Source organism: Burkholderia sp. IO2 (assembly GCF_029522185.1).
Lineage (GTDB): Bacteria > Pseudomonadota > Gammaproteobacteria > Burkholderiales > Burkholderiaceae > Burkholderia > Burkholderia cenocepacia.
Genome location: NZ_JAKWFH010000010.1, coordinates 124,603 through 144,333 on the forward strand (window position 1 = coordinate 124,603; position 19,731 = coordinate 144,333).

The 19,731-nt window shown below is 67.1% G+C and carries 21 protein-coding genes; 10 read left to right on the forward strand and 11 right to left on the reverse strand.

The genetic code is table 11. The features are described from left to right. Positions 1 to 31: 31 nt before the first annotated feature. A complete protein-coding gene (soxR, locus tag MMB92_RS08855; RefSeq protein WP_006485131.1) occupies positions 32 to 511 on the forward strand; it encodes a redox-sensitive transcriptional activator SoxR in 480 nt (159 codons plus the stop codon). 24 nt (positions 512 to 535) lie between these two features. Here the strand turns inward: soxR and MMB92_RS08860 are convergent, their stop codons facing one another. Next, entirely contained in the window at positions 536 to 1,297 is a 762-nt protein-coding gene (locus MMB92_RS08860; RefSeq protein ID WP_048987956.1) for an SDR family oxidoreductase, read from the reverse strand. Positions 1,298 to 1,405: 108 nt separating this feature from the next. Here MMB92_RS08860 and MMB92_RS08865 point away from each other — a divergent pair, with 108 nt between their 5' ends. Further along, positions 1,406 to 2,317, forward strand: coding sequence for a LysR family transcriptional regulator (locus tag MMB92_RS08865; RefSeq protein ID WP_077189334.1), 912 nt, complete (start codon positions 1,406 to 1,408; stop codon positions 2,315 to 2,317). Positions 2,318 to 2,339: 22 nt separating this feature from the next. Here MMB92_RS08865 and MMB92_RS08870 read toward each other — a convergent pair whose 3' ends face one another. Next, on the reverse strand, positions 2,340 to 2,993 hold the full coding sequence (locus MMB92_RS08870; protein WP_006496890.1) for a TetR/AcrR family transcriptional regulator: 654 nt from the start codon (positions 2,991 to 2,993) through the stop codon (positions 2,340 to 2,342). A 146-nt stretch (positions 2,994 to 3,139) separates the two neighbouring features. Here MMB92_RS08870 and MMB92_RS08875 point away from each other — a divergent pair, with 146 nt between their 5' ends. Next, positions 3,140 to 4,432: an NAD(P)/FAD-dependent oxidoreductase gene (locus tag MMB92_RS08875; protein ID WP_277562665.1), complete on the forward strand. Its 1,293-nt coding sequence runs from the start codon at positions 3,140 to 3,142 to the stop codon at positions 4,430 to 4,432. A 44-nt stretch (positions 4,433 to 4,476) separates the two neighbouring features. Continuing rightward, positions 4,477 to 4,866, forward strand: a complete 390-nt coding sequence (locus MMB92_RS08880) for a DUF3331 domain-containing protein (RefSeq protein ID WP_034202159.1) — start codon at positions 4,477 to 4,479, stop codon at positions 4,864 to 4,866. 3 nt (positions 4,867 to 4,869) lie between these two features. Here MMB92_RS08880 and MMB92_RS08885 read toward each other — a convergent pair whose 3' ends face one another. Beyond that, positions 4,870 to 6,198 (reverse strand): dicarboxylate/amino acid:cation symporter, encoded by a 1,329-nt coding sequence (locus MMB92_RS08885; RefSeq protein WP_060268154.1) that lies wholly within the window; start codon positions 6,196 to 6,198, stop codon positions 4,870 to 4,872. 180 nt (positions 6,199 to 6,378) lie between these two features. Further along, positions 6,379 to 8,130, reverse strand: a complete 1,752-nt coding sequence (ggt, locus tag MMB92_RS08890; protein ID WP_006496886.1) for a gamma-glutamyltransferase — start codon at positions 8,128 to 8,130, stop codon at positions 6,379 to 6,381. Positions 8,131 to 8,504: 374 nt separating this feature from the next. On the opposite strand from ggt, the gene MMB92_RS08895 reads away from it, so the two are divergent. Further along, complete coding sequence (locus MMB92_RS08895; RefSeq protein ID WP_006484428.1) at positions 8,505 to 9,383, forward strand: MurR/RpiR family transcriptional regulator; 879 nt, start codon at positions 8,505 to 8,507, stop codon at positions 9,381 to 9,383. A 27-nt stretch (positions 9,384 to 9,410) separates the two neighbouring features. Here MMB92_RS08895 and MMB92_RS08900 read toward each other — a convergent pair whose 3' ends face one another. The 3 genes from MMB92_RS08900 to MMB92_RS08910 all read right to left on the reverse strand — a co-directional run bounded on the left by MMB92_RS08900 (position 9,411) and on the right by MMB92_RS08910 (position 12,813). Next, complete coding sequence (locus MMB92_RS08900; RefSeq protein WP_006496879.1) at positions 9,411 to 10,757, reverse strand: nitrate/sulfonate/bicarbonate ABC transporter ATP-binding protein; 1,347 nt, start codon at positions 10,755 to 10,757, stop codon at positions 9,411 to 9,413. Between the two features lie 11 nt (positions 10,758 to 10,768). After that, positions 10,769 to 12,523 (reverse strand): ABC transporter permease subunit, encoded by a 1,755-nt coding sequence (locus tag MMB92_RS08905; protein ID WP_277562666.1) that lies wholly within the window; start codon positions 12,521 to 12,523, stop codon positions 10,769 to 10,771. A gap of 80 nt (positions 12,524 to 12,603) precedes the next feature. Continuing rightward, a complete protein-coding gene (locus MMB92_RS08910; protein WP_060266163.1) occupies positions 12,604 to 12,813 on the reverse strand; it encodes a hypothetical protein in 210 nt (69 codons plus the stop codon). A 253-nt stretch (positions 12,814 to 13,066) separates the two neighbouring features. Here MMB92_RS08910 and MMB92_RS08915 point away from each other — a divergent pair, with 253 nt between their 5' ends. The 3 genes from MMB92_RS08915 to MMB92_RS08925 all read left to right on the forward strand — a co-directional run bounded on the left by MMB92_RS08915 (position 13,067) and on the right by MMB92_RS08925 (position 14,923). Further along, entirely contained in the window at positions 13,067 to 14,011 is a 945-nt protein-coding gene (locus MMB92_RS08915; protein WP_058903272.1) for a metallophosphoesterase, read from the forward strand. Positions 14,012 to 14,030: 19 nt separating this feature from the next. Further along, positions 14,031 to 14,372, forward strand: coding sequence for a cupredoxin family copper-binding protein (locus MMB92_RS08920; RefSeq protein WP_034202153.1), 342 nt, complete (start codon positions 14,031 to 14,033; stop codon positions 14,370 to 14,372). An 89-nt stretch (positions 14,373 to 14,461) separates the two neighbouring features. After that, positions 14,462 to 14,923, forward strand: coding sequence for a cupin domain-containing protein (locus MMB92_RS08925; protein ID WP_048988653.1), 462 nt, complete (start codon positions 14,462 to 14,464; stop codon positions 14,921 to 14,923). Between the two features lie 14 nt (positions 14,924 to 14,937). On the opposite strand, the gene MMB92_RS08930 is transcribed toward MMB92_RS08925, so the two are convergent. The 3 genes from MMB92_RS08930 to MMB92_RS08940 all read right to left on the reverse strand — a co-directional run bounded on the left by MMB92_RS08930 (position 14,938) and on the right by MMB92_RS08940 (position 17,362). Continuing rightward, positions 14,938 to 15,279 (reverse strand): 3-phosphoglycerate dehydrogenase, encoded by a 342-nt coding sequence (locus tag MMB92_RS08930; RefSeq protein ID WP_077175858.1) that lies wholly within the window; start codon positions 15,277 to 15,279, stop codon positions 14,938 to 14,940. 126 nt (positions 15,280 to 15,405) lie between these two features. Further along, positions 15,406 to 16,566 carry an alpha/beta hydrolase gene (locus tag MMB92_RS08935; protein WP_277562667.1) on the reverse strand — a complete coding sequence of 387 codons (1,161 nt, stop codon included), beginning with the start codon at positions 16,564 to 16,566 and terminating at the stop codon, positions 15,406 to 15,408. Between the two features lie 85 nt (positions 16,567 to 16,651). Next, complete coding sequence (locus MMB92_RS08940; protein ID WP_006484434.1) at positions 16,652 to 17,362, reverse strand: HAD-IA family hydrolase; 711 nt, start codon at positions 17,360 to 17,362, stop codon at positions 16,652 to 16,654. A gap of 249 nt (positions 17,363 to 17,611) precedes the next feature. On the opposite strand from MMB92_RS08940, the gene MMB92_RS08945 reads away from it, so the two are divergent. Continuing rightward, positions 17,612 to 17,920 (forward strand): helix-turn-helix transcriptional regulator, encoded by a 309-nt coding sequence (locus tag MMB92_RS08945; protein WP_006496873.1) that lies wholly within the window; start codon positions 17,612 to 17,614, stop codon positions 17,918 to 17,920. An 80-nt stretch (positions 17,921 to 18,000) separates the two neighbouring features. Next, complete coding sequence (locus MMB92_RS08950; RefSeq protein WP_124633007.1) at positions 18,001 to 19,062, forward strand: alkene reductase; 1,062 nt, start codon at positions 18,001 to 18,003, stop codon at positions 19,060 to 19,062. A gap of 18 nt (positions 19,063 to 19,080) precedes the next feature. Here the strand turns inward: MMB92_RS08950 and MMB92_RS08955 are convergent, their stop codons facing one another. Continuing rightward, a complete protein-coding gene (locus MMB92_RS08955; RefSeq protein ID WP_006484423.1) occupies positions 19,081 to 19,608 on the reverse strand; it encodes a GNAT family N-acetyltransferase in 528 nt (175 codons plus the stop codon). Between the last annotated feature and the right edge of the window lie 123 nt (positions 19,609 to 19,731).

The following is a 19,731-nucleotide window of genomic DNA, read 5'->3' on the forward strand; positions in this document are numbered from 1 at the left end:
AACTTCAAGTCAAGCTTTCCCGGAGGGCGTCATGGGTATCCAGGAAACCCCGCAATGGCCGCTGATGTCGATCCGCGAAGTGGCCGCGCGCAGCGGCGTGCCGGCGTCGACGCTGCGTTTCTACGAGACGCGCGGGTTGATCAAGTCGCACCGCAACGGCTCGAGCCATCGCCACTATTCGCGCGCGGTGCTGCGGCTGATCGCGTTCATCGTGTTCGCGCAGAAGATCGGCTATTCGCTCGACGAAATCGCCGAGCAGCTCGTCAGCCTGCCCGAGGACACCGCGCCGAGCAACAAGGACTGGCAGCGGCTGTCGCGCGGCTGGAAGCAGCGCGTCGCGAGCCGGATCGAGGAGCTGCAGCGACTCTACATCAACCTCGACGAATGCATCGGCTGCGGCTGCCTGTCGCTGAAACGCTGCAAGCTGACCAACCCGGAAGACCGCGCGGGCCGCAACGGGCCCGGCGCGCGGCGCTGGCTCGGCGACAAGCCGCCGACCGATTGCGAATGACGCGCCGGCCGGGCACGCGCTGCATCACCCGACGCGCCAGCCGCCGTTCACCGCGATCGTCGCGCCCGTGACGAACGACGCGCGCGGCCCGGCGAGCCACGCGACCGCGTCCGCGATGTCGTCCGGCTGCCCCGCGCGGCCGACCGGCGTCTGCTCGCGGATCGTCGCCGCGATGGCCGGCGCGACCCCGCCGTCGCCGAAGAAACGCGTATCCGCGATATAGCCGGGCGCGACCGTATTGACCGTCGCGCCGCGCGGCCCGAGTTCGCGTGCCAGCGCGACGGTGAAGCCTTCGACGCCGGCCTTCGCGGCCGCATACGCAAGGCCGCCCGGCAACAGGCTGCCGGCGCGCGCCGCGATCGAGCCGATGTTGACGATGCGCGCCGCGTGCTCGGCCAGGTGCGGCAGCACGGCCATCGTCGTCAGGAACAGGCTTTTCAGGTTCGCGTCGAGCACCGCGTCCCAGACGGACTCGGCCTCGGCCGCTTCGGTATCCGCGCCGACGCGCCCGGTCAGCCCCGCGTTGTTGACCAGTACGTCGATGCGCGGCCAGCGCGCGACGATCGCAGCGACCGCCGCTTCCGCTTCGCGCCGCACGCCGAGGTCGCCGGCCTGCCCGATCGCCGCGCCGCCGAGACGCGCGACGGCCGCCGCCAGCCGCGCCCCGTCGCGCCCGACGATCGCGACGCGATACCCGTCCTGCACCAGCCGGTGCGCGATCGCGAAGCCGATCCCGCTCGACCCGCCCGTGACGATCGCCGTTCGCTGCTGTTCATTGCCCGTCATGACCTGCCCTCCCGAATCTCGATGGTGAATGACAACCCCATTCTCGGTAACGCAGGGTGATAGGTAAAATACGAATTCGATGATCTACTGATACATGGAAGGTATCGCATGATCGATCTGCGCCAATTCCGGCAATTCATCGCGGTCGCCGAAACGCTCAGTTTCCGGCGCGCGGCCGAGCGGCTGCACATGGCCCAGCCGCCGCTCAGCGCGGCGATCCGCAAGCTCGAGGACGAAGTGGGCGTCGCGTTGCTCGAACGCGACAACCGCGGCTCGCGGCTCACGCCGGCCGGCGAAGCTTTCCTGCTCGAAGCGCGGCGCACGCTCGAACAGGCCGAGCGCGCGGTGGCCGTGGCGCGCCGCGCGGGCGCCGGCCTCGGCGGCACGCTACGGCTGCGCTTCGTCGACAGCACCGTCAACGCGCTGTTGCCGCTGATCCTGCGGGCATTCCAGGAACGGCATCCGAACGTCGATTTCCAGCTCGAGGAAGGCACGACCGCCGAGCAGGTGCTCGCGCTGCGTCAGGACCGCACCGACGCCGGCCTCGTCGTGCTGCCGGTGGCCGATGCCGGCGACGTGCACGTCGAGCCGCTGCTGCGCGACCGGATGGTCGCCGCGCTGCCCGACGGCCACCGGCTCGCGCGCCGCCGCCGCGTCGCGCTGGCCGAGCTGGCGGACGAACCGTGGGTCATGTTCGCCGCGCACCACGGGCCCGGCATGCATGCGCTGATCGTGACGGCGTGCGCGCAGGCGGGCTTCGCGCCGCGCGTGGTCCAGCAGCCGCGCCAGATGCAGACGACGGCCGGGCTCGTCGCGGGCGGCATCGGCGTCGCGCTGATGCCGCGCCTGTTCGTGCCGATGCAGCCGCAAGGCATTACGTTCTGCGAACTGAAGGATGCGGGCAGCCCGCTCGCATACGAACTGGCGCTCGCGTACCGCACGCCGTCGCCGCTCGTCGACGCGCTGCGCGAGAGCGCGCGCAACGCGGTGCGCGAACTCGGGCTGGTCGCCGCGACGTGACCGCGCGCGTCGCGCGCGGCGCTCAGTCGCCGATGAGGTTGAACGCGACGCCGAGCACGGCCTGCCGGAACGCCTCCGGCCGCGTCGGCAACGACGTGAACTCCAGCATCATGTGGCTGTACGACACCGTCGTGCCGATCGCGCTCGCGATCATGAAGAACAGCACGTTCGGATCGACCGGCCGGATCGTGCCGGCCTCGACCGCATCCGCCAGCAGCGGAAACATCGCATCGTGATACGGGCGCACGATCCGCTCCTGCAGTCGATCGAGCCGCCCGCCTTCCTCCGTCGCCGCGGTCGAGAAGAACATGCCGATATCCGGCTCCGCGAATTCGTGATCGACGCACAGCTCGAGCGCGCGCCGCACGCGGTCGCGATGCGGCAGCGGCGACGTGCGCAACGCACGCAGCGCGTCGAACATCGGTTCAGCCAGTTCGACGATCTGCTCGACGACGGCCAGCCACAACGTTTCCTTCGTACCGAAGTGATGGGCGATCAACGCCGCATCGATGCCCAGCTCGCGCGCGACTTCGCGCACGCTCGTCGCGTCGTAGCCGCGCTTCGCGAACGTGCGGCGCGCGGCCCGCAATATCACGTCCGGGCCGACGGACGCATCCGCCAGCGGCCGTCCGCGCGTACGCCGCTTCGACGGTGCGCGCTCAGTGACTTCTGCCACGTTTTTCCTGCTCCTTGAACGATTCGAATGCCCGTGCTCGGTCCCCGGTTTCACGTACCGGAAGCGGGCGGCCTGCCCCGCTCCGTTGACACGCGGAGCCGGGAAGCGCTAGGATCATACCTTATTCATCACGTGATGATTTATCCATGACAACCCCTACACGCATCGTCATCGTCGGCGGCGGGATCGCCGGGCTGCAGCTCGCGACCCGCCTGGGCGAGCGTCTCGGCCGCTCCGGGCGGGCGCAGATCACGGTCGTCGATCGCAGTCCGACGCACATCTGGAAGCCGATGCTGCACACGATCGCGGCCGGCACGCGCGACGTCCAGCAGCAGCAGGTGATCTTCCTCGCCCATGCCCGCGACCACGGCTACACGTACCAGCCCGGCGAACTGAAGGGGCTCGATCGCGCACGCCGCCGCGTGCAGCTCGGCGAGATCCGCTCGCAGGACGGCGGCGTCGTGATCGACGCACGCGAACTCGAATACGACGTGCTGATCCTCGCGCTCGGCAGCCAGGCCAACGATTTCGGCGTGCCCGGCGTGCGCGAGCACTGCTACTTCATCGACAGCCAGCAGCAGGCCGAGACCTTCAACGAAGCGTTGCGGATGCGCGTGTTCCGCAGCATCGCGCGCGACGAGCCGTTTCGCGTCGCGATCGTCGGCGCGGGGGCGACGGGCGTGGAACTCGCGGCGGAGTTGAGCCGCTTGCTGGAAGTCGCGCAGGCCTATGGCGACGACACGGTGCGCGAGCGACTGCAACTCACGCTGCTCGAAAGCGGCCCGCGCATCCTCAACGCGTTTCCGCCGAGGATTTCCGCGTCGGCCCAGCGGCGGCTCGAACAGATCGGTTTTCGCGTACTCACGTCGACGCGCGTCACGTCGGCCGACGCGAACGGTTTCCACTACGGCGACGGTTCGTTCGCCGAAGCGGACCTGATGGTGTGGGCGGCCGGCGTGAAGGCGCCCGATTTCATGCAGGCGCTGGGCGGACTCGACACGAACCGCGCAAACCAGATCGTCGTCGGCCCCACGCTGCAGGCGACCGGCGACGAGCGCGTGTTCGCGATCGGCGATTGCGGCAGCCTGCTGCCCGACGGCCACGAACGGCCGCTGCCGCCGACCGCGCAGGTCGCGACGCAGCAGGCCGAGCATCTCGCGAAGCATCTGCCCGCGTGGCTCGACGGCACGCCGATTCCGCCGTTCGCGTTCCACGATTTCGGCGCGCTGGTGTCGATCAGCGACTACGACGCGCTCGGCACGCTCGGGCAGTTCGGATTCTTCCGCGGCGGCTTCATCCAGGGCCGCTTCGCGCAGTTCAGCCACCTGATGCTCTACCGGCGGCACCAGCAGGCGCTGCACGGTTTCTCCAAGGCGACCCTGCTGTGGATCGCCGAACGGATCAACGGCTGGGTGCAGCCGCGCATCCGCCTGTCGTGATGCCGCGTGTCGCGGCACCGCGCAACGTTTCGAGGAACAGAGACATGAACAATCGTGTAGCGCCCTGGCTCATGACCGTCGCCGCAATCGGCAGCTTCGACATGCCGTCCGTTTCGTGGAGCGGGCCGCGACGGCGCAGCGTCACGCGTGACCGGCTGCCGTCGTGGGACGCGACGAGCAAGCCGACCATCAGCGTGCTCGAACGGCCCACGCCCGACACCGTGATGATTTCGTGGTGCGATGCATGCACCGGGCATTACGGCTACCAGAAGTGGCGCCTGTTCACGACGCGCAAGCGCGGCGTGTGCGCGCTGTCGGGGCGCGCGATCGAGATCGGCGACAGCGTCTATGCGCCGCAACTGCTCGGCTCGACGCCGGGCAACGCCGCCGCGATGGTGCTCGCGGCGTGCATCGACGAAGCGCTCGCGGCCTGACCGTCAGGTCGACGTGGCCTGACCGGCGCCATAGGCCGGGTCGCCGTTCTGCCGTTCGAGTTCGGCATCGAGATGCGCGGCATGCGCGTGCGCTTCGGACTCCGACATCAGCTCGCCTTCCCACTTCGCGACCACCGCGCTGGCGATCGAGTTGCCCACCGCATTGGTGGCCGAGCGGCCCATGTCGAGGAACGTGTCGACACCGAGAATCAGCAGCAGCCCGGCTTCCGGGATGTTGAACTGGTGCAGCGTCGCCGCGATCACGACGAGCGACGCGCGCGGCACGCCGGCCATCCCCTTCGACGTCAGCATCAGGATCAGCAGCATCGTGACCTGCGTGCCGAGCGACAGGTGAATGTCGTACGCCTGCGCGATGAACAGCGTCGCGAACGTGCAGTACATCATCGAGCCGTCGAGGTTGAACGAATAGCCCATCGGCATCACGAAGCTCGAGATCTTGCGGCGCACGCCGAACCGGTCGAGCGCGTCGAGGATCTTCGGATACGCGGCTTCCGAGCTCGCGGTCGCGAACGACAGCATGAACGCTTCCTTGATCAGCACGAGCAGCTTGAACACGCGGCGACCGAGGAACAGCAGCCCGGCCGCGACGAGCGTGGCCCACAGCAGCACGAGGCTCGCGTAGAAGTCGCCCATGAACACCGCGAACTTCAGCAGGATCGACAACCCGTTGATCGCGACGGTCGACGCCATCGCGGCCATCACCGCGAGCGGCGCGAGCTTCATCACGTAGCCGGTGATCTTCAGCATCACGTGCGCGAGCTGGTCGATCGCGGCGACCAGGATCTTGCCGCGCTCGCCGAGTGCGGCGAGCGCGACGCCGAAGAACATCGAGAACACGACGATCTGCAGGATCTCGTTGTTCGCCATCGCCTCGGCGATCGACTTCGGCACCATGTGGCCGACGAAATCCTTCAGCGTGAACTTGGACGTCGCGAGATGCGCGGACGCGCCGATGTCCGGCAGCGGCAGCCCGAGGTTCTCGCCGGGCCGCAGCAGGTTCGCCATCAGCAGCCCCAGCAGCAACGAGATCAGCGACGCGGTGACGAACCAGCCGAGCGCCTTCACGAACACGCGCCCGACCGACGACGCATCGCCCATGTGCGCGATGCCGACGACGAGCGTCGAGAACACCAGCGGGCCGATCACCATCTTGATCAGCCGCAGGAACACGTCGGACACGAGCGAGATGTAGCCGGCGATTTCCGCGGCCGATTGCTTGTCGGGAAGCTGCGTGTAGATCAGGTAGCCGACCAGGATGCCGGCTGCCATCGCGAGCAGGATCCACCCTGCTGCAGACATTCGTTTGTTCATGACGGGATTCGCCGCATGGCGATGGAGTTGACGGAAGAAAGCTGCGCGCGCCGTGCCTCGGTGCGCACCGGGCGCGCCGCTGCGGCTGCCGGATGCCCGCTGACGGACACGCTTGCCGCCGCACCGGCATTCGCGGCAACGCGAACGCCGGCGGCAGCGATTCAACTTGAAACGATCGCGTCAGTAGCCGATCGCCGAGCCGGCCGGACGGCGCGGGTCGTTGTAGCCGTAGATGAAGCCGACGCGCACGTTGCCGGACACCGACGAATCGTTCCCGGAACTCTGGCGGCTCGCCGCTTCGGTGCCCGGCAGGCCGACCATGATCAGCTCGGCGGCGCCCCACGGCGTCTGCTCGACCATCTTGTAGCCCATGTTGCGCAGGATCGCGAGCGTGTCCGGCGACAGACCGTAGGTTTCGTAATAGACCGCGTCGGGCAGCCACTGGTGATGGATGCGCGGCGCGGCGACCGCGTCCTGCGGCGTCATCCCGTAGTCGATCACGTTCAGCACGGTCTGCAGCGTGATCGTGATGATGCGCGAGCCGCCGGGCGAACCGACCACCATGAACACCTTGCCGTCCTTCTTCACGATGGTCGGCGCCATCGACGACAGCGGACGCTTGCCCGGCGCGATCGAGTTGCGCGTGCCCTGCACGAGGCCGAACAGGTTCTGCGCGCCGACCTTCACGGTGAAGTCGTCCATCTCGTCGTTCAGGAAGAAGCCCGTGCCCGGCGCGATGACCACGGCGCCGAAGCGGCCGTTGACCGTGTAGGTCGTCGACACCGCATTGCCGTCGTGGTCGACGATCGAGTAATGCGTCGTTTCCGGCTTCTCGTGCACGCCGACACCGGGCTGCACGTCGACCGACGGCGTCGCCGTATCGGCATGGATGCTCTTGCGGATCTGCGCCGCGTACTCCTTGCTCGTCAGCTTCGCGATCGGGTTGTCGATGAAGTCCGGATCGCCGAGCAGCGTGTTGCGATCTTCGTACGCATGGCGCATCGCCTCGGTCATGTAGTGCACCGCCGCGGCCGAGTGGTAGCCGAGCTTGCGCAGGTCATATCCTTCGAGGATGTTCAGCGTCTCGCACATCGTCACGCCGCCCGAGCTCGGCGGCGGCGCCGACACGAACTCGTAGCCGCGATACGTGCATGTCAGCGGCGCCATGTCCTGCGCGCGATAGGACGCGAAATCGGCCGCCGTGATCACGCCGCCGCCGCGCTTGGCCGCCGCTTCCACGATCTTCGGGATCTCGCCGTGATAGAACGCGTCGGGCCCCTGCTCCGCGATGCGCTCGAGCGTGCGCGCCAGATCCTTCTGCACCAGGCGATCGCCCGGCTGCAGCGCCGTGCCGTCCGGGCGCAGGAAGATGCGCGCGGCTTCCGGATCCTTCCTGAAGCGCTCGACCGTCGTGTCGAGGATATCGGTATCGCCGCGCGTCAGCACGAAGCCGTCGCGCGCGAGCCGGATCGCCGGCGCCATCACCTGCCGGCGCGTCAGCTTCCCGTATTTGCGCTGCGCGAGATCGAGGCCGGCCACCGTGCCCGGCACGCCGACCGCACGGTAGCCGTACAGGCTCTGGTCCGGAATCACGTTGCCCGCCGCATCGAGATACATGTTCGCGGACGCCGCGGCCGGCGCGGTCTCGCGGAAATTGATGAAGCGGTCGCGACCGTCGGCCAGGTGGATCGTCATGAAGCCGCCGCCGCCGATGTTGCCGCAGCACGAGTTGGTCACGGCCTGCGCATAGCCGACGGCCACTGCCGCGTCCACCGCATTGCCGCCTGCCTTCAGGATGTCGACGCCGATCTGCGACGCGAAGTGCTGCGACGACACGACCATGCCGTTCTTCGCTTCGACCGCCGGGTCCGACGCGGCGAACGCGCACACGCTCATCGCCGACAACAGGGTGAGTACTACGAGCCGCCTCATGACGGAATCCTCCAGACGAATAAACCGGGCCATGCCGGGATGCGTCGACCGCGCAATTGGTTGGTCGACGCTGCCGATTCGACATGTAATAAACAATACATTTCAATGAGGCCGCGATCATATCATTCGCTTTTTTGTACCAAAACCTAGGGTAACCACTGAATTTAAAGCGAAACATCCGAGATACATCGGGTGAAGTATGTTTGATTTATTACATATATGAACATATCGTCTGGGCAGGTGATGCGTCCCTCTAATTTGAAACCGCACGCGGCCTGCCGCCCCTCGATCGGCTAACATGCGTGCAGTTGCCGGCAGACGCCCGTCTGCCGTTTCATTGGGTCATTCAATTCAGATAGAGAGCCGGAGTGCCGATGGGGACGAGCATCAGGGCGTTGCTGTTATCCCAAATGGATAGCTTCACGCCGTCGGAACAGAAGGTCGCGCAGGCGTTGCTGGATCGCTATCCCAGTCTGGGGCTGGGCCCCATCGCGCAGGTTGCGAAGCAGGCGGAAGTCAGCGACCCGACCGTGTTCCGCTTCGTCGTCCGGATCGGTTTTCCGAACTACTCGTCGTTCCAGCAGGCGCTGCACGACGAGATCGACACCGCGATGAATTCGCCGCTCGCGCGGATGGATGCGTTCCACTCGGAAACGGGCATGCGCGACAGTCACGCGGCGATTTTCCAGCGGCTGTCCGAATCGCTCGCGACGACGATCGACGGGCTCGACGCGGCCGCGTTCGACGCAGCCGTGGCGGTGCTGGCCGATCCGGACGTGCGCGTCTTCTGCGGCGGCGGGCGCTATACGGCGCCGCTTGCGTCGCTGTTCTCGTTCACGCTGGCCTATGCGCGGCCGCACGTGCAGTACGTCGAGCCGAACGTGAATCTCGCGTCCGTCGCGCTGGCCGACATGGGGCGCAACGACGTACTCGTGATCTTCGATTTTCGCCGTTACCAGAAGGACAGCATCCGCTTCGCGCAGGCCGCGCACCAACTCGGCGCGCGAATCCTGCTGATCACCGACGAATGGCGCTCGCCGATCGGCGAGTTCGCGGAGATCGTGCTGCGCATCCAGGGCCGCCCTTTCGCGATGCTGCAGACCAACGTGCCGGCGCTGGCGCTCGCCGAAGCGCTGGTGATCGGTGTGACGAACCGGCTGCCGGAACTGGCGCGGCAGCGGATGGAGAAGATCGAGCAGCTCAATGCGGGCGGGATCGAGTGGGATGTGAGCCGGCGGGATTTGCCGGAGTGACGACGCGTCACCCTCCGCCGGCAGGGATCAGCTCTCGACATCCTCCAGACTGAACACTTCCGTCTTGTCGTTATACGAAAAGACCTCCCCATACCGCCCCCAGTCGATCACCGCATCGAGCGTTTCCTCCGCCGCCTCGTCGGACAGAAAATCCTCCAGCTCCTGCTCGAAGCGCACGCGCGGCGCGCGATGACCCGGACGCTCGTTCAGCACCTTCCTGATCCGGGCAGCAAGCGGCACGTGCTTCAACAGGTGATCCGCGAACATCAGCTTGCGCTCCTGCGTGCCGAATTCCGCGAACACGCGGGCGGGCGGCGTCAGGAACACGTCGCCTTCGCGCACGTCCGCGAAGCCGAGGTGCTGCAGCACTTCCGCGATCGGGAACAGTTCATCGACCTCCAGATGCAGCGAGCGTGCGATTTCCGGCATGTCGGCGCGGCCATGGTACGGCGCCATCGCGAGCGTCTCGATCAGGCCGGCCATCAGGTTGGTCGACACGCGCGGCATCCAGCTACCCAGCTCGAGCCCCTTCTTCGTCGCCTCGCCGGTCTGGCGCGCGGTCATCTTCGCGTAGATGTCGTCGACGAGCTTGCGGAAATCGGCATCGAGCCGGTTACGCGGATGCTTGAACGGCACCTTGATCTCGGCGATCACGCGCCCCGGATTCGACGACAGCACGAGAATCCGGTCGCACATGAACACCGCTTCCTCGATGTTGTGCGTGACGATCAGCACCGACTTGATCGGCATGCGTCCTTGCGTCCACAGGTCCAGCAAATCGGTACGCAGCGTTTCAGCCGTCAGCACGTCGAGCGCGGAAAACGGCTCGTCCATCAGCAGAATGGTCGGGTCGACGACGAGCGCGCGCGCAAAACCGACGCGCTGGCGCATCCCGCCCGACAGCTCGCGCGGATACGCGTTCTCGAAACCGTCGAGACCGATCAGGTCGATCGCGGCGAGCGCACGTTCGCGCCGCTCGCGCGCGCCGACGCCGAGCGCCTCCAGCCCGGCTTCCACGTTCTGCAACACGGTCAGCCACGGGAACAGCGCGAAGGTCTGGAACACCATCGCGACGCCTTCGGCCGGGCCGCGCAGCGGCTTGCCGAGGTAGGTCACTTCGCCGCCGGTCGGCTCGATCAGGCCGGCGATGATGCGCAACAGCGTCGATTTGCCCGAGCCCGAGCGGCCGAGCAGGCCGACGATCTCGCCTTCGCGCAGCGACAGGTTCGCGTCGTCGAGCACGAGCAGTTCGCCCTGCGTCTTGTTGAAGCCGCGGTTCACGTGCTCGACACGCAGGATTTCTTCACCGAGCCGCGGCGGCTGCAGCGGCTGAGACGTCTTGACGGGGGCGTTGATAACGGTCGAATTTTGCATCGCGCTTACTCTCAATCGAGACGGAGCCGGGATTCCGCATAGGCGTACATCGGACGCCACAGCAGGCGGTTGAACAAGGTAACGAACAGGGACATCACGGCGATGCCGAGGATGATCTTCGGGAAATCGCCGGCGGCGGTCGTTTGCGCGATATACGAGCCCAGGCCGTGCGCGACGACCTTCGTATCGCCCCATTGCACGAACTCGGACACGATGCTCGCGTTCCAAGCGCCGCCCGACGCGGTGATCGCGCCGGTCACGTAGTACGGGAAGATGCCGGGCAGCATCGCCTGGCGCCACCACTGCCAGCCTCGGATGCGGAAATTCTTCGTCGCTTCCTTGTAGTCGTTCGGATAGGACATCGCGCCCGCAATCACGTTGAACAGGATGTACCACTGCGTGCCGAGCACGATCAGCGGCGACAGCCAGATGTCCGCGTTCAGGTGGAAGTGGACGATGACGATCACGAACACCGGGAACAGCAGGTTCGCCGGAAACGCGGCGAGGAATTGCGCGAGCGGCTGGATCTTCTCGGCGAGCTTCGGGCGCAGCCCGATCAGCACGCCGAGCGGCACCCAGATCACCGACGCGATCGCGATCAGCACCAGCACGCGCAGCAGCGTGATCAGCCCGAGCACGAGCACGTGGCCCACCTCGCCCATCGTCACGCCGGTCGCGACGAAACTGACGACGCGCCACACGAGGTACAGCGTCAGCGCGATCACGAACGCGCCCCACACGATGTCGCCGATGCGCGACGAACGGCGCGACGATGCGCCGCGCACGCGCGTACCCGCCAGCGACGGCACGCGCAGCGGAATCCGCGCGGCCTGCGACAGCAGCCAGCCGGCCGGCACGAGCAACTGATGGATCAGGTGCGTGCGACGCATCATGTCGAGCAGCCACGATTGCGGCGCATCGCCCGACGCGGTGTTCTCCATCCGGAACTTGTCGGCCCACGCGACGAGCGGACGGAACAGGAACTGGTCGTACGCGAGGATCACGACCGACATCGCGACGATCACCCAGCCGACCGCGCCGAGATTCTTGTCCGCGATCGCCTGCGCGAGATACGCACCGATGCCCGGCAGCGTGATCGTCTGGTTGCCGACGGTGATCGCCTCGGATGCGACGACGAAGAACCAGCCGCCCGACATCGACATCATCATGTTCCAGATCAGGCCGGGCATCGAGAACGGCACCTCGAGCTTCCAGAAGCGCTGCCACGGCGTCAGGTGAAAGCCGCGCGACACTTCGCTCAGGTCGCGCGGCACCGTGCGCAGCGACTGGTAGAAGCTGAACGTCATGTTCCACGCCTGGCTCGTGAAGATCGCGAAGATCGCGGCCAGTTCGGCGCCGAGCACGCGGCCCGGAAACAGCGCGAGGAAGAACGTGACGGTAAACGAGATGTAGCCGAGCACCGGCACCGACTGCAGGATGTCGAGGATCGGGATCAGCACCATGCCCGCGCGGCGGCTCTTGGCCGCGAGCGTGCCATAGACGAGCGTGAACACGAGCGACGCGATCATCGCGGCGAGCATCCGCAGCGTGGTGCGCAGCGCGTATTCGGGCAGGTTCGACGGATCGAGCGAGATCTTCTGCGTCTGCAGTACGCCGATCGGCGCCATCGTCTCGTGAAAACCGACGATCGCCATCGCCAGCACGCAAATGATCAGCGGAAACGCGACCGCATCCCAGCGGTTGGGCAGCACGCGCCACGCCGACGCGTTGGCAGTGCGATTCGGATCGAAGAAACGGATATCCATCGGTAGCGTCTTGTGTGGAATTGAAAATCGATGGGGTCGGCCGCCTGTCGCGCAGCCGGGCGTCGCACTCGCGGTGCGAATCAGAACAGCCCGTGCAGTGCCCGGTATGAGGTGGCCGGCAGCGCGAACGGCCGCACCGCACCGCCCTTGACGAAACGAAGACCGGCACCGGGATGAATGCCGACACCGACGATGCCGCAGGCAACGATCAGAAAAAGCGGCGCGAGGCCGAGGGCGCGTGTGCGGTGAGCGACCGCACCGCCCGTTTCCGTTGCCGCGAGGTTCGGCATGAAGGGCTCCGGAGAGGGGTTCGGAGTGGGAGGCTATCGGGCGGCCGTGACGCAAATGTGACGTGTCACTTACAGGACATTGACGGCTCATCCGGGCGGAATCGTGCATCGCCCCGTCGGCTGTCAATGCGAGTGTTCAACCTCGTAACGGGCGGGAATAAATCCGCCGCTTCGCCGGTATCGCATGCGAATGCGCCGGCTTATTCCAGGACGATCCGGCCGTCCGGTTTCGTCACACGAATACGAGGCTCACATGTCTTCATCGACCCCCACCCGCCCGTCGCGCCGCAAGGCCCTGCAATGCATGGCCTTCGGCGGCCTCGGTACGCTGTTCACGTTGTCGGGCGGCATCCTCACGCCGTTCGACCTCGCGCTCGCGCAAGCCGGCGATGCGCGCCCGGCCGACGCGGGCCGGCCGCTGTTCGTGCAGATCAGCGATACGCACATCGGCTTCAACAAGGACGCGAATCCGGACGTGTCGGCCACGCTGAAGCAGACGATCGACCTCGTCAACGGGATGCCCGCGCTGCCGGCGCTGACGATCCACACCGGCGACATCACGCACCTGTCCAAGCCCGAGGAATTCGATCACGCGTCGCAGTTGCTGTCCGCGCTGCGCGTGACGGAACTGCATACGGTGCCCGGCGAACACGACGTCACCGACGGATCGGGCGCCGAATATTTCGGCCGGTTCGGCAAGGCGTCGGACAACCGCGGCTATTACAGCTTCGACCACGCGGGCGTGCACTTCATCGGCCTCGTCAACGTGATGCACTTCAAGCCGAACGGGCTTGGCAGCTTCGGCGACGAGCAGCTCGCGTGGCTCGCGCAAGACCTGAAAGGCCGCTCGTCGAGCACGCCGATCGTCGTGTTCTCGCACATGCCGATGTGGACCATCTACGAACCGTGGGGCTGGGGCACCGGCGACGCGCCGCAGACGATGGCATTGCTGCGCCGCTTCGGCTCGGTCACCGTCCTGAACGGGCACATCCATCAGATCGTGTCGAAGGTCGAGGGCAACGTGACGTTCCACACCGCCCGCTCGACCGCGTTCCCGCAGCCGACGGCCGGCAACGGCCCGGGCCCCGTGCCACTCACGGTGCCGCACGACCGGCTGCCGTCGATGCTCGGCGTGACGACCGTCGAGTTTGCCGGCCATCCGGTCGCGTCGTCGCTGCACGATGCGACGCTCGCGTGACCGATATAAGGAGAACGACATGATCCGCTTCCAACGCCACCGAATCGTCGCCGTGCTGATCCTGTGCGGCGCCGCTGCCGGCACGCCGCCCGCCGCGTTCGCGCAGGGCCCGAACGGCCCGCTCGTGACGATCCGCAATTTCATGTTTTCGCCGATGTCGACCACGATCAAGGCCGGCACGACCATCACGTGGAAGAACCTCGACGCGGAGCCGCATACCGTCGTCAACGACGCCGGCATCTTTCATTCGAAGGCGCTCGACCAGGACGAGACGTATTCGTTCCGCTTCGACAAGCCGGGCGTCTACAAGGTGTTCTGCGGTATTCATCCGTACATGAAGGAAACGATCACCGTCGAATGACGCGGCCTGCCACGCACCGCGGGCGAACGACGGGCGGCCGCCTACAATGACTGTCGTCCCCTTCGCCCGCGAGGCAGACGGAGCCGTCCATGCCAAGGATCGATCTCGGTACCGTGCCCGAACGCCGCGGCAGCGGCTATCCGCGGCCGTTCGATGCGCCGTGCGCGCAGCGCATCCGCCAGCGTCTCGGCGACGCCGGCGGCCTGCGCGATTTCGGCGTCAACCTGATGCGCGTGCCGCCAGGCGGCTGGTCGTCGCAGCGCCACTGGCATTCCGACGAGGACGAATTCGTCTACGTGCTCGCAGGCGAGCTCGTGATGATCGAGGACGGTGGTGAAACCGTGCTGCGCGCGGGCGACTGCGCGGCGTTTCCGAAAAATTCGGGTAACGGCCATCATCTGATCAACCGGTCGGATGCGGTCGCCGTCTATCTCGAGGTCGGCTCGCGCTCGCCGGACGACGTGATCACGTGCCCGGACATCGACATGATGAGCCCGAGCCGCGACGGCCGGTTTCTGCACAAGGACGGCACGCCGTACCCGGACGCGTGACACCTGCGCGTCGGTCACGCCCGCCGGGCCCGCAGGCGCGCGCGGCCGGCCGGGGTCACCGCCACTTCCGCCACGCCGCCAGGTGTATGACGCCGGACCACGTAGCCGCGCGCGCAGGCTTCCTCCCACACCGGCAGGCGCGGGCACGACGTGCGCCACGCATCGATCACCTCATCGTACGGCCGCGCGGCGGGCCCGATCCATTCGAGCAGGTCATCGATCAACGGCTCGAGCGACGCCGCTTCGCGCTCGGACGCCTTCGGGTGGACTACGTGGATCGGCTGCGCATCCGGCTTGCGAAAGCTCGGCAGTGCACACAGCGTGTCGAAATGATCGTCGAGGATCGTGATGTCCATGGGGCGCTCCTGTGAACACCGTCATCCTGAACCGCGAGCGCCGAACCGGGAAATGAATTTAACGTGCGGATTCGTGCATTTTTCTGATCGATCTGTTTCCGTCGCTCACGCGCGTCGCATGCAGGCTCACTGCCCCGCCGCGCGCAGCGCCGGCGCGGTGCCGGCGACGACCGGACACGATCGAGGCAGCGCATGCCCGAACAACACGGCCAGCCCGCAAGCGGACGTGAACATGCCGACGCCGTCGTGCCCGACACCCGGCACTTCGACCACCTGCTGCGCGAGATCGTCCGGATGCCGCTTCTTCAGGTAATCGAAATACGCGAGCCCGCGCGCCAGCCGGTATGGCCCCTGCGCCATCGCCGCGCACGAGCGGTCGATGAAATGCGTGGTTGGATTCGTGTCCGCCTGCCCGAGCAGGTACACGACATGGCGTGCGACGTAGCGCGTTTCGAGATCGCGCACGTCCTGCGACGCGACATAAGGCGGCGCCGATCTCAACCCGTACTTCCATTCGGTCGCGCGCGGACAGGCGCCGCCGGCAAGCGCGTCGGCATTCGGCCGTTCATCGTCGAAATACAGGTAGCTCGACGGATTCGCGACCACGTAACGCACGGCAATGCCGGCACGCGCCAGTGCGTCGCCTTCGCGCCCGGCCACCGCATAACGCTGCAGCAACTGTGCACCGGCGGAATGACCGATCACGACGACCGTCGACAACGACGGGTACAGGCCGCGATCGGCGAAATGCGCGAGCAACGCGTCGAGCGCCGCGAACGAGCTGACCGGGCCCGGCTCGCGCGCCGGTTCGCCGCCTTTCCATCCTTCCTGCGTCCACGCGAGCGTCGATGCGGACAACGAAAAGGCGCGCGCGTCGGCACGGGTCAGGAACTGCGGTGCGACCACCATCGTGCCCGCGCCGGCCGCCCCGGCCTTTTCGACGACCTTGCGCCCCGATGCGTAATAAGCGTCGGCGTTACGGAGCGTGCCGTGAATCACGATGAACACGCGCGTGACGTCGGGTGCGGCCTGGTCGAGCGGATGGTCCGCGTAGACGGGCAGCTCCGCGCGGCCCTGCGGCGTGTCGACGGCCAAGCGCTGATCGGCGACGGCCTTGACCGGCGCTTCGAGACGTTCGCGCTGCGTGGGCGTGGCGGCTTCGGCCTGCGCGCCGCCCGGCATGCCGACGGCGGCGACCGCGAGCGGAACGGCGAACGACAGGGCTCGGGCGAGCGGCAACGCACGCAAGCGTCGGAGGCGGGCAAAGGCGACGGAAATGGCGGACATGGCGGCGGCTCGGGTGGCGAATATGACTTGAACAGCGATGGTCGCAGAATCCGTCGCGCGCTGCCGGCCCGTTGCCGAAAACGGGTCAGCCGGCCGGCTGCGCACCCGGTTCGGCGTCGGCGCACGCTTCGCCCGCTCGACGCTGCAGCTGCTGCACGATGCCGAGCAGTTCGCCGATATGCGTCGCTACCGCCTGCTTGCCGGCGCGCGCCCACGCGTCGAACGACGTCATCCCGCTCACCGCGCCGACGAACGGCACGCCGGCCCGCTCGGCCGCCTGCGCGTCCACTGCATGGTCGCCGACGTAGATCGCGGCGGCGGCGGGCAAACCGAGCCGCGCCAGTGCCTGCACGAGCCCTTCCGGGTCCGGCTTGTGGCGTTGCACGTCCTCCCCGCCGATCAACACGTCGACCATCGATTGCAAGCCGTTGCGTTCGAGAATCGCGTCGATCCGGTAGCGAAACTTCGACGACACGATCGCGACGGCAAGCCCTTGCTCGCGCAACGCCGCGAGCAGCGGCGGCACTTCGGGATAGATGCGGGTGCCGGGCACCATGATCTCGTCGGCGCGCGCGACGAAGTGCCGCGCGAACGCATCGGCCCGCGCCGCCACGGTCTCGCCCGTCAACGAACGGAACATGTCCGGCAGCGGCAGTCCGATCACGGCGCCGATCTGCGCGGGTGTCGGGCCGGCGGCGTCGAGTTGATCCAGCGCGTACCGGGTGCATTCGATGATCGCGGCGGACGAATCCGCCAGCGTCAGGTCGAAATCGAATATGACGGCCCGAACCGACATGAAAGAACTCCGTAAGCAAAGCGCGATGCCACATATGTTACGCGCGCGGCGAGATGAGATCGCCGACGAGATGACCTGAAACCGGGCGGCCGCGTTGAAGGCGCGTCGCCCGGCGTTGATCCGCCCCCAAGATCGTCGCACGCTATCAACCCCATTGCCGGTAGTGCTTACAAACATATCGTCAAAACACGATATATGATTCGCCCATCGACGATACCCGTCTGCCTGACCGAAACACCCAGCCTTTCCATGCCGACCGAACTCGACATCGACGCGATCCTGAAAGCGCTCTCGAACCCCGTGCGCCGGGAGATCCTCGTCTGGCTGAAAACGCCCGGCGAGCATTTCCCGCAGCAGACGCTGCCGTACGAACACGGCGTCTGCGCGGGCCAGATCGACGCGCGCTGCGGGCTGTCGCAGTCGACCGTCTCCGCGCACCTCGCGACGTTGCAGCGCGCGGGGCTCGTGACGTCGACGCGGATCGGCCAATGGGCGTTCTTCCAGCGCAACGAGGCCGTCATCGACGCATTTCACGACGCCCTGCGCCGCGAACTCTAGCCAACGGCCGAACCGGCCATGCGGGGCGCCATCGCACACGACGCGACGGCTTCCCGCCTTTCGTGAAGAGGTTATCTGTCATGCCCACGCTGTTCGATCCCGTTACCCTCGGCGACCTGACCCTGCCGAACCGCATCGTGATGGCGCCGCTCACCCGCTCCCGTGCGGGCGCGACGCGTGTGCCGAACGCGCTGATGGCGCGCTACTACGCCGAGCGCGCATCGGCCGGCCTGATCATTACCGAAGCGACGTCGGTCACGCCGCAAGGCGTCGGCTATGCCGACACGCCGGGCATCTGGTCCGACGAACAGGTCGAAGGCTGGAAGCAGATCACGCAGGCCGTGCATGCGGCCGGCGGGCGCATCGTGCTGCAACTCTGGCACGTCGGCCGGATCTCCGATCCGATGTTCCTGAACGGCGACCTGCCGGTCGCGCCGAGCGCAATCGCCGCGGGCGGCCACGTGAGCCTCGTGCGTCCGCCGCGCCCGTTCGTGACGCCGCGCGCTCTCGAACTCGACGAAATTCCGGGCATCGTCGCCGCGTACCGCAAGGGCGCCGAGAATGCGAAGGCAGCGGGCTTCGACGGCGTGGAAATTCACGGCGCGAACGGCTACCTGCTCGATCAGTTCCTGCAGGACAGCACCAATCGCCGCACCGATGCGTACGGCGGCCCGGTCGAGAATCGCGCGCGCCTGCTGCTCGAAGTGGTCGACGCGGCGATCGACGTGTGGGGCGCCGGCCGGGTCGGCGTGCATCTCGCACCGCGCGGCGACGCGCATACGATGGGCGATTCCGATCCGGCGGCCACGTTCGGTTACGTCGCGCGCGAACTCGGTCGCCGCAAGATCGCGTTCATCTTCACGCGCGAATCGTATTCGGGCGACCAGTTGAGCCCGCGCCTGAAGGAAGCATTCGGCGGCCCGCTGATCGCGAACGAGCAGTTCACGCTCGACACCGCGCAGGCCGCGCTCGCGAACGGCAGCGCCGACGCGATCGCCTGGGGCAAGCTGTTCATCGCGAACCCGGACCTGCCGCGCCGCCTCGAAATCGGCGCGCCGCTCAACAAGCCGGTGCCGGAGACGTTCTACGCGGAAGGCGAAACGGGCTACACCGACTACCCTGCGCTGAGCGACGCGGCCTGACGGTAGGACGGCGCGGGTTCAGGCGCGCACGTCGGCACGCATGAACACGCGCTGCGTTTCGTCGAGACCGAGCGCGACGTGGTGCGCGCGGATCGCGCGCAGCGCGTCGTCGAGAGATGCGTCGTCGATGATGTGGAAACCGAGGCGCGCGTAATAAGGGGCGTTCCACGGCGCGTCGCGGAACGTCGACAGCACGACCTCGACGATGCCGTCTTGCGCGGCGCGCGCCATGATCCGCTCGATCAGGCGCGCGCCGATCCGCTGCCCCGCATGCGACGGCGCGACATCCAGTTCCTCCAGATACAGCCGCTGCGCATCGAGCAGCCGGTAGAACGCGAACCCGACGCACGTGCCTTGCGAATCGACCGCGACGTACGCGCGACCGTCGTCGATCCGCATGAGCACGGCAGCCGCATCGGTCGGCTCGCCGTCGGCGATGTCGGCCATGCCGACCTCGCGAAACCGCTGCGCGGCGGCCACTTCCACGGCGGCCATCGCGGCCGCGTCTTCCCGCGTGGCGGGGCGAATCAGGATCGATGCAGGCATGACGGCAATTCGGGCAGGCAGTCCGGGACGGCCGTCACTATAATCGAAACCTCATACGTATCGTTTGTTTCGAACGCCCGATCCACGGGGTTCGCCGGCCGCGGCAGCCCCAGCGACCCGCCG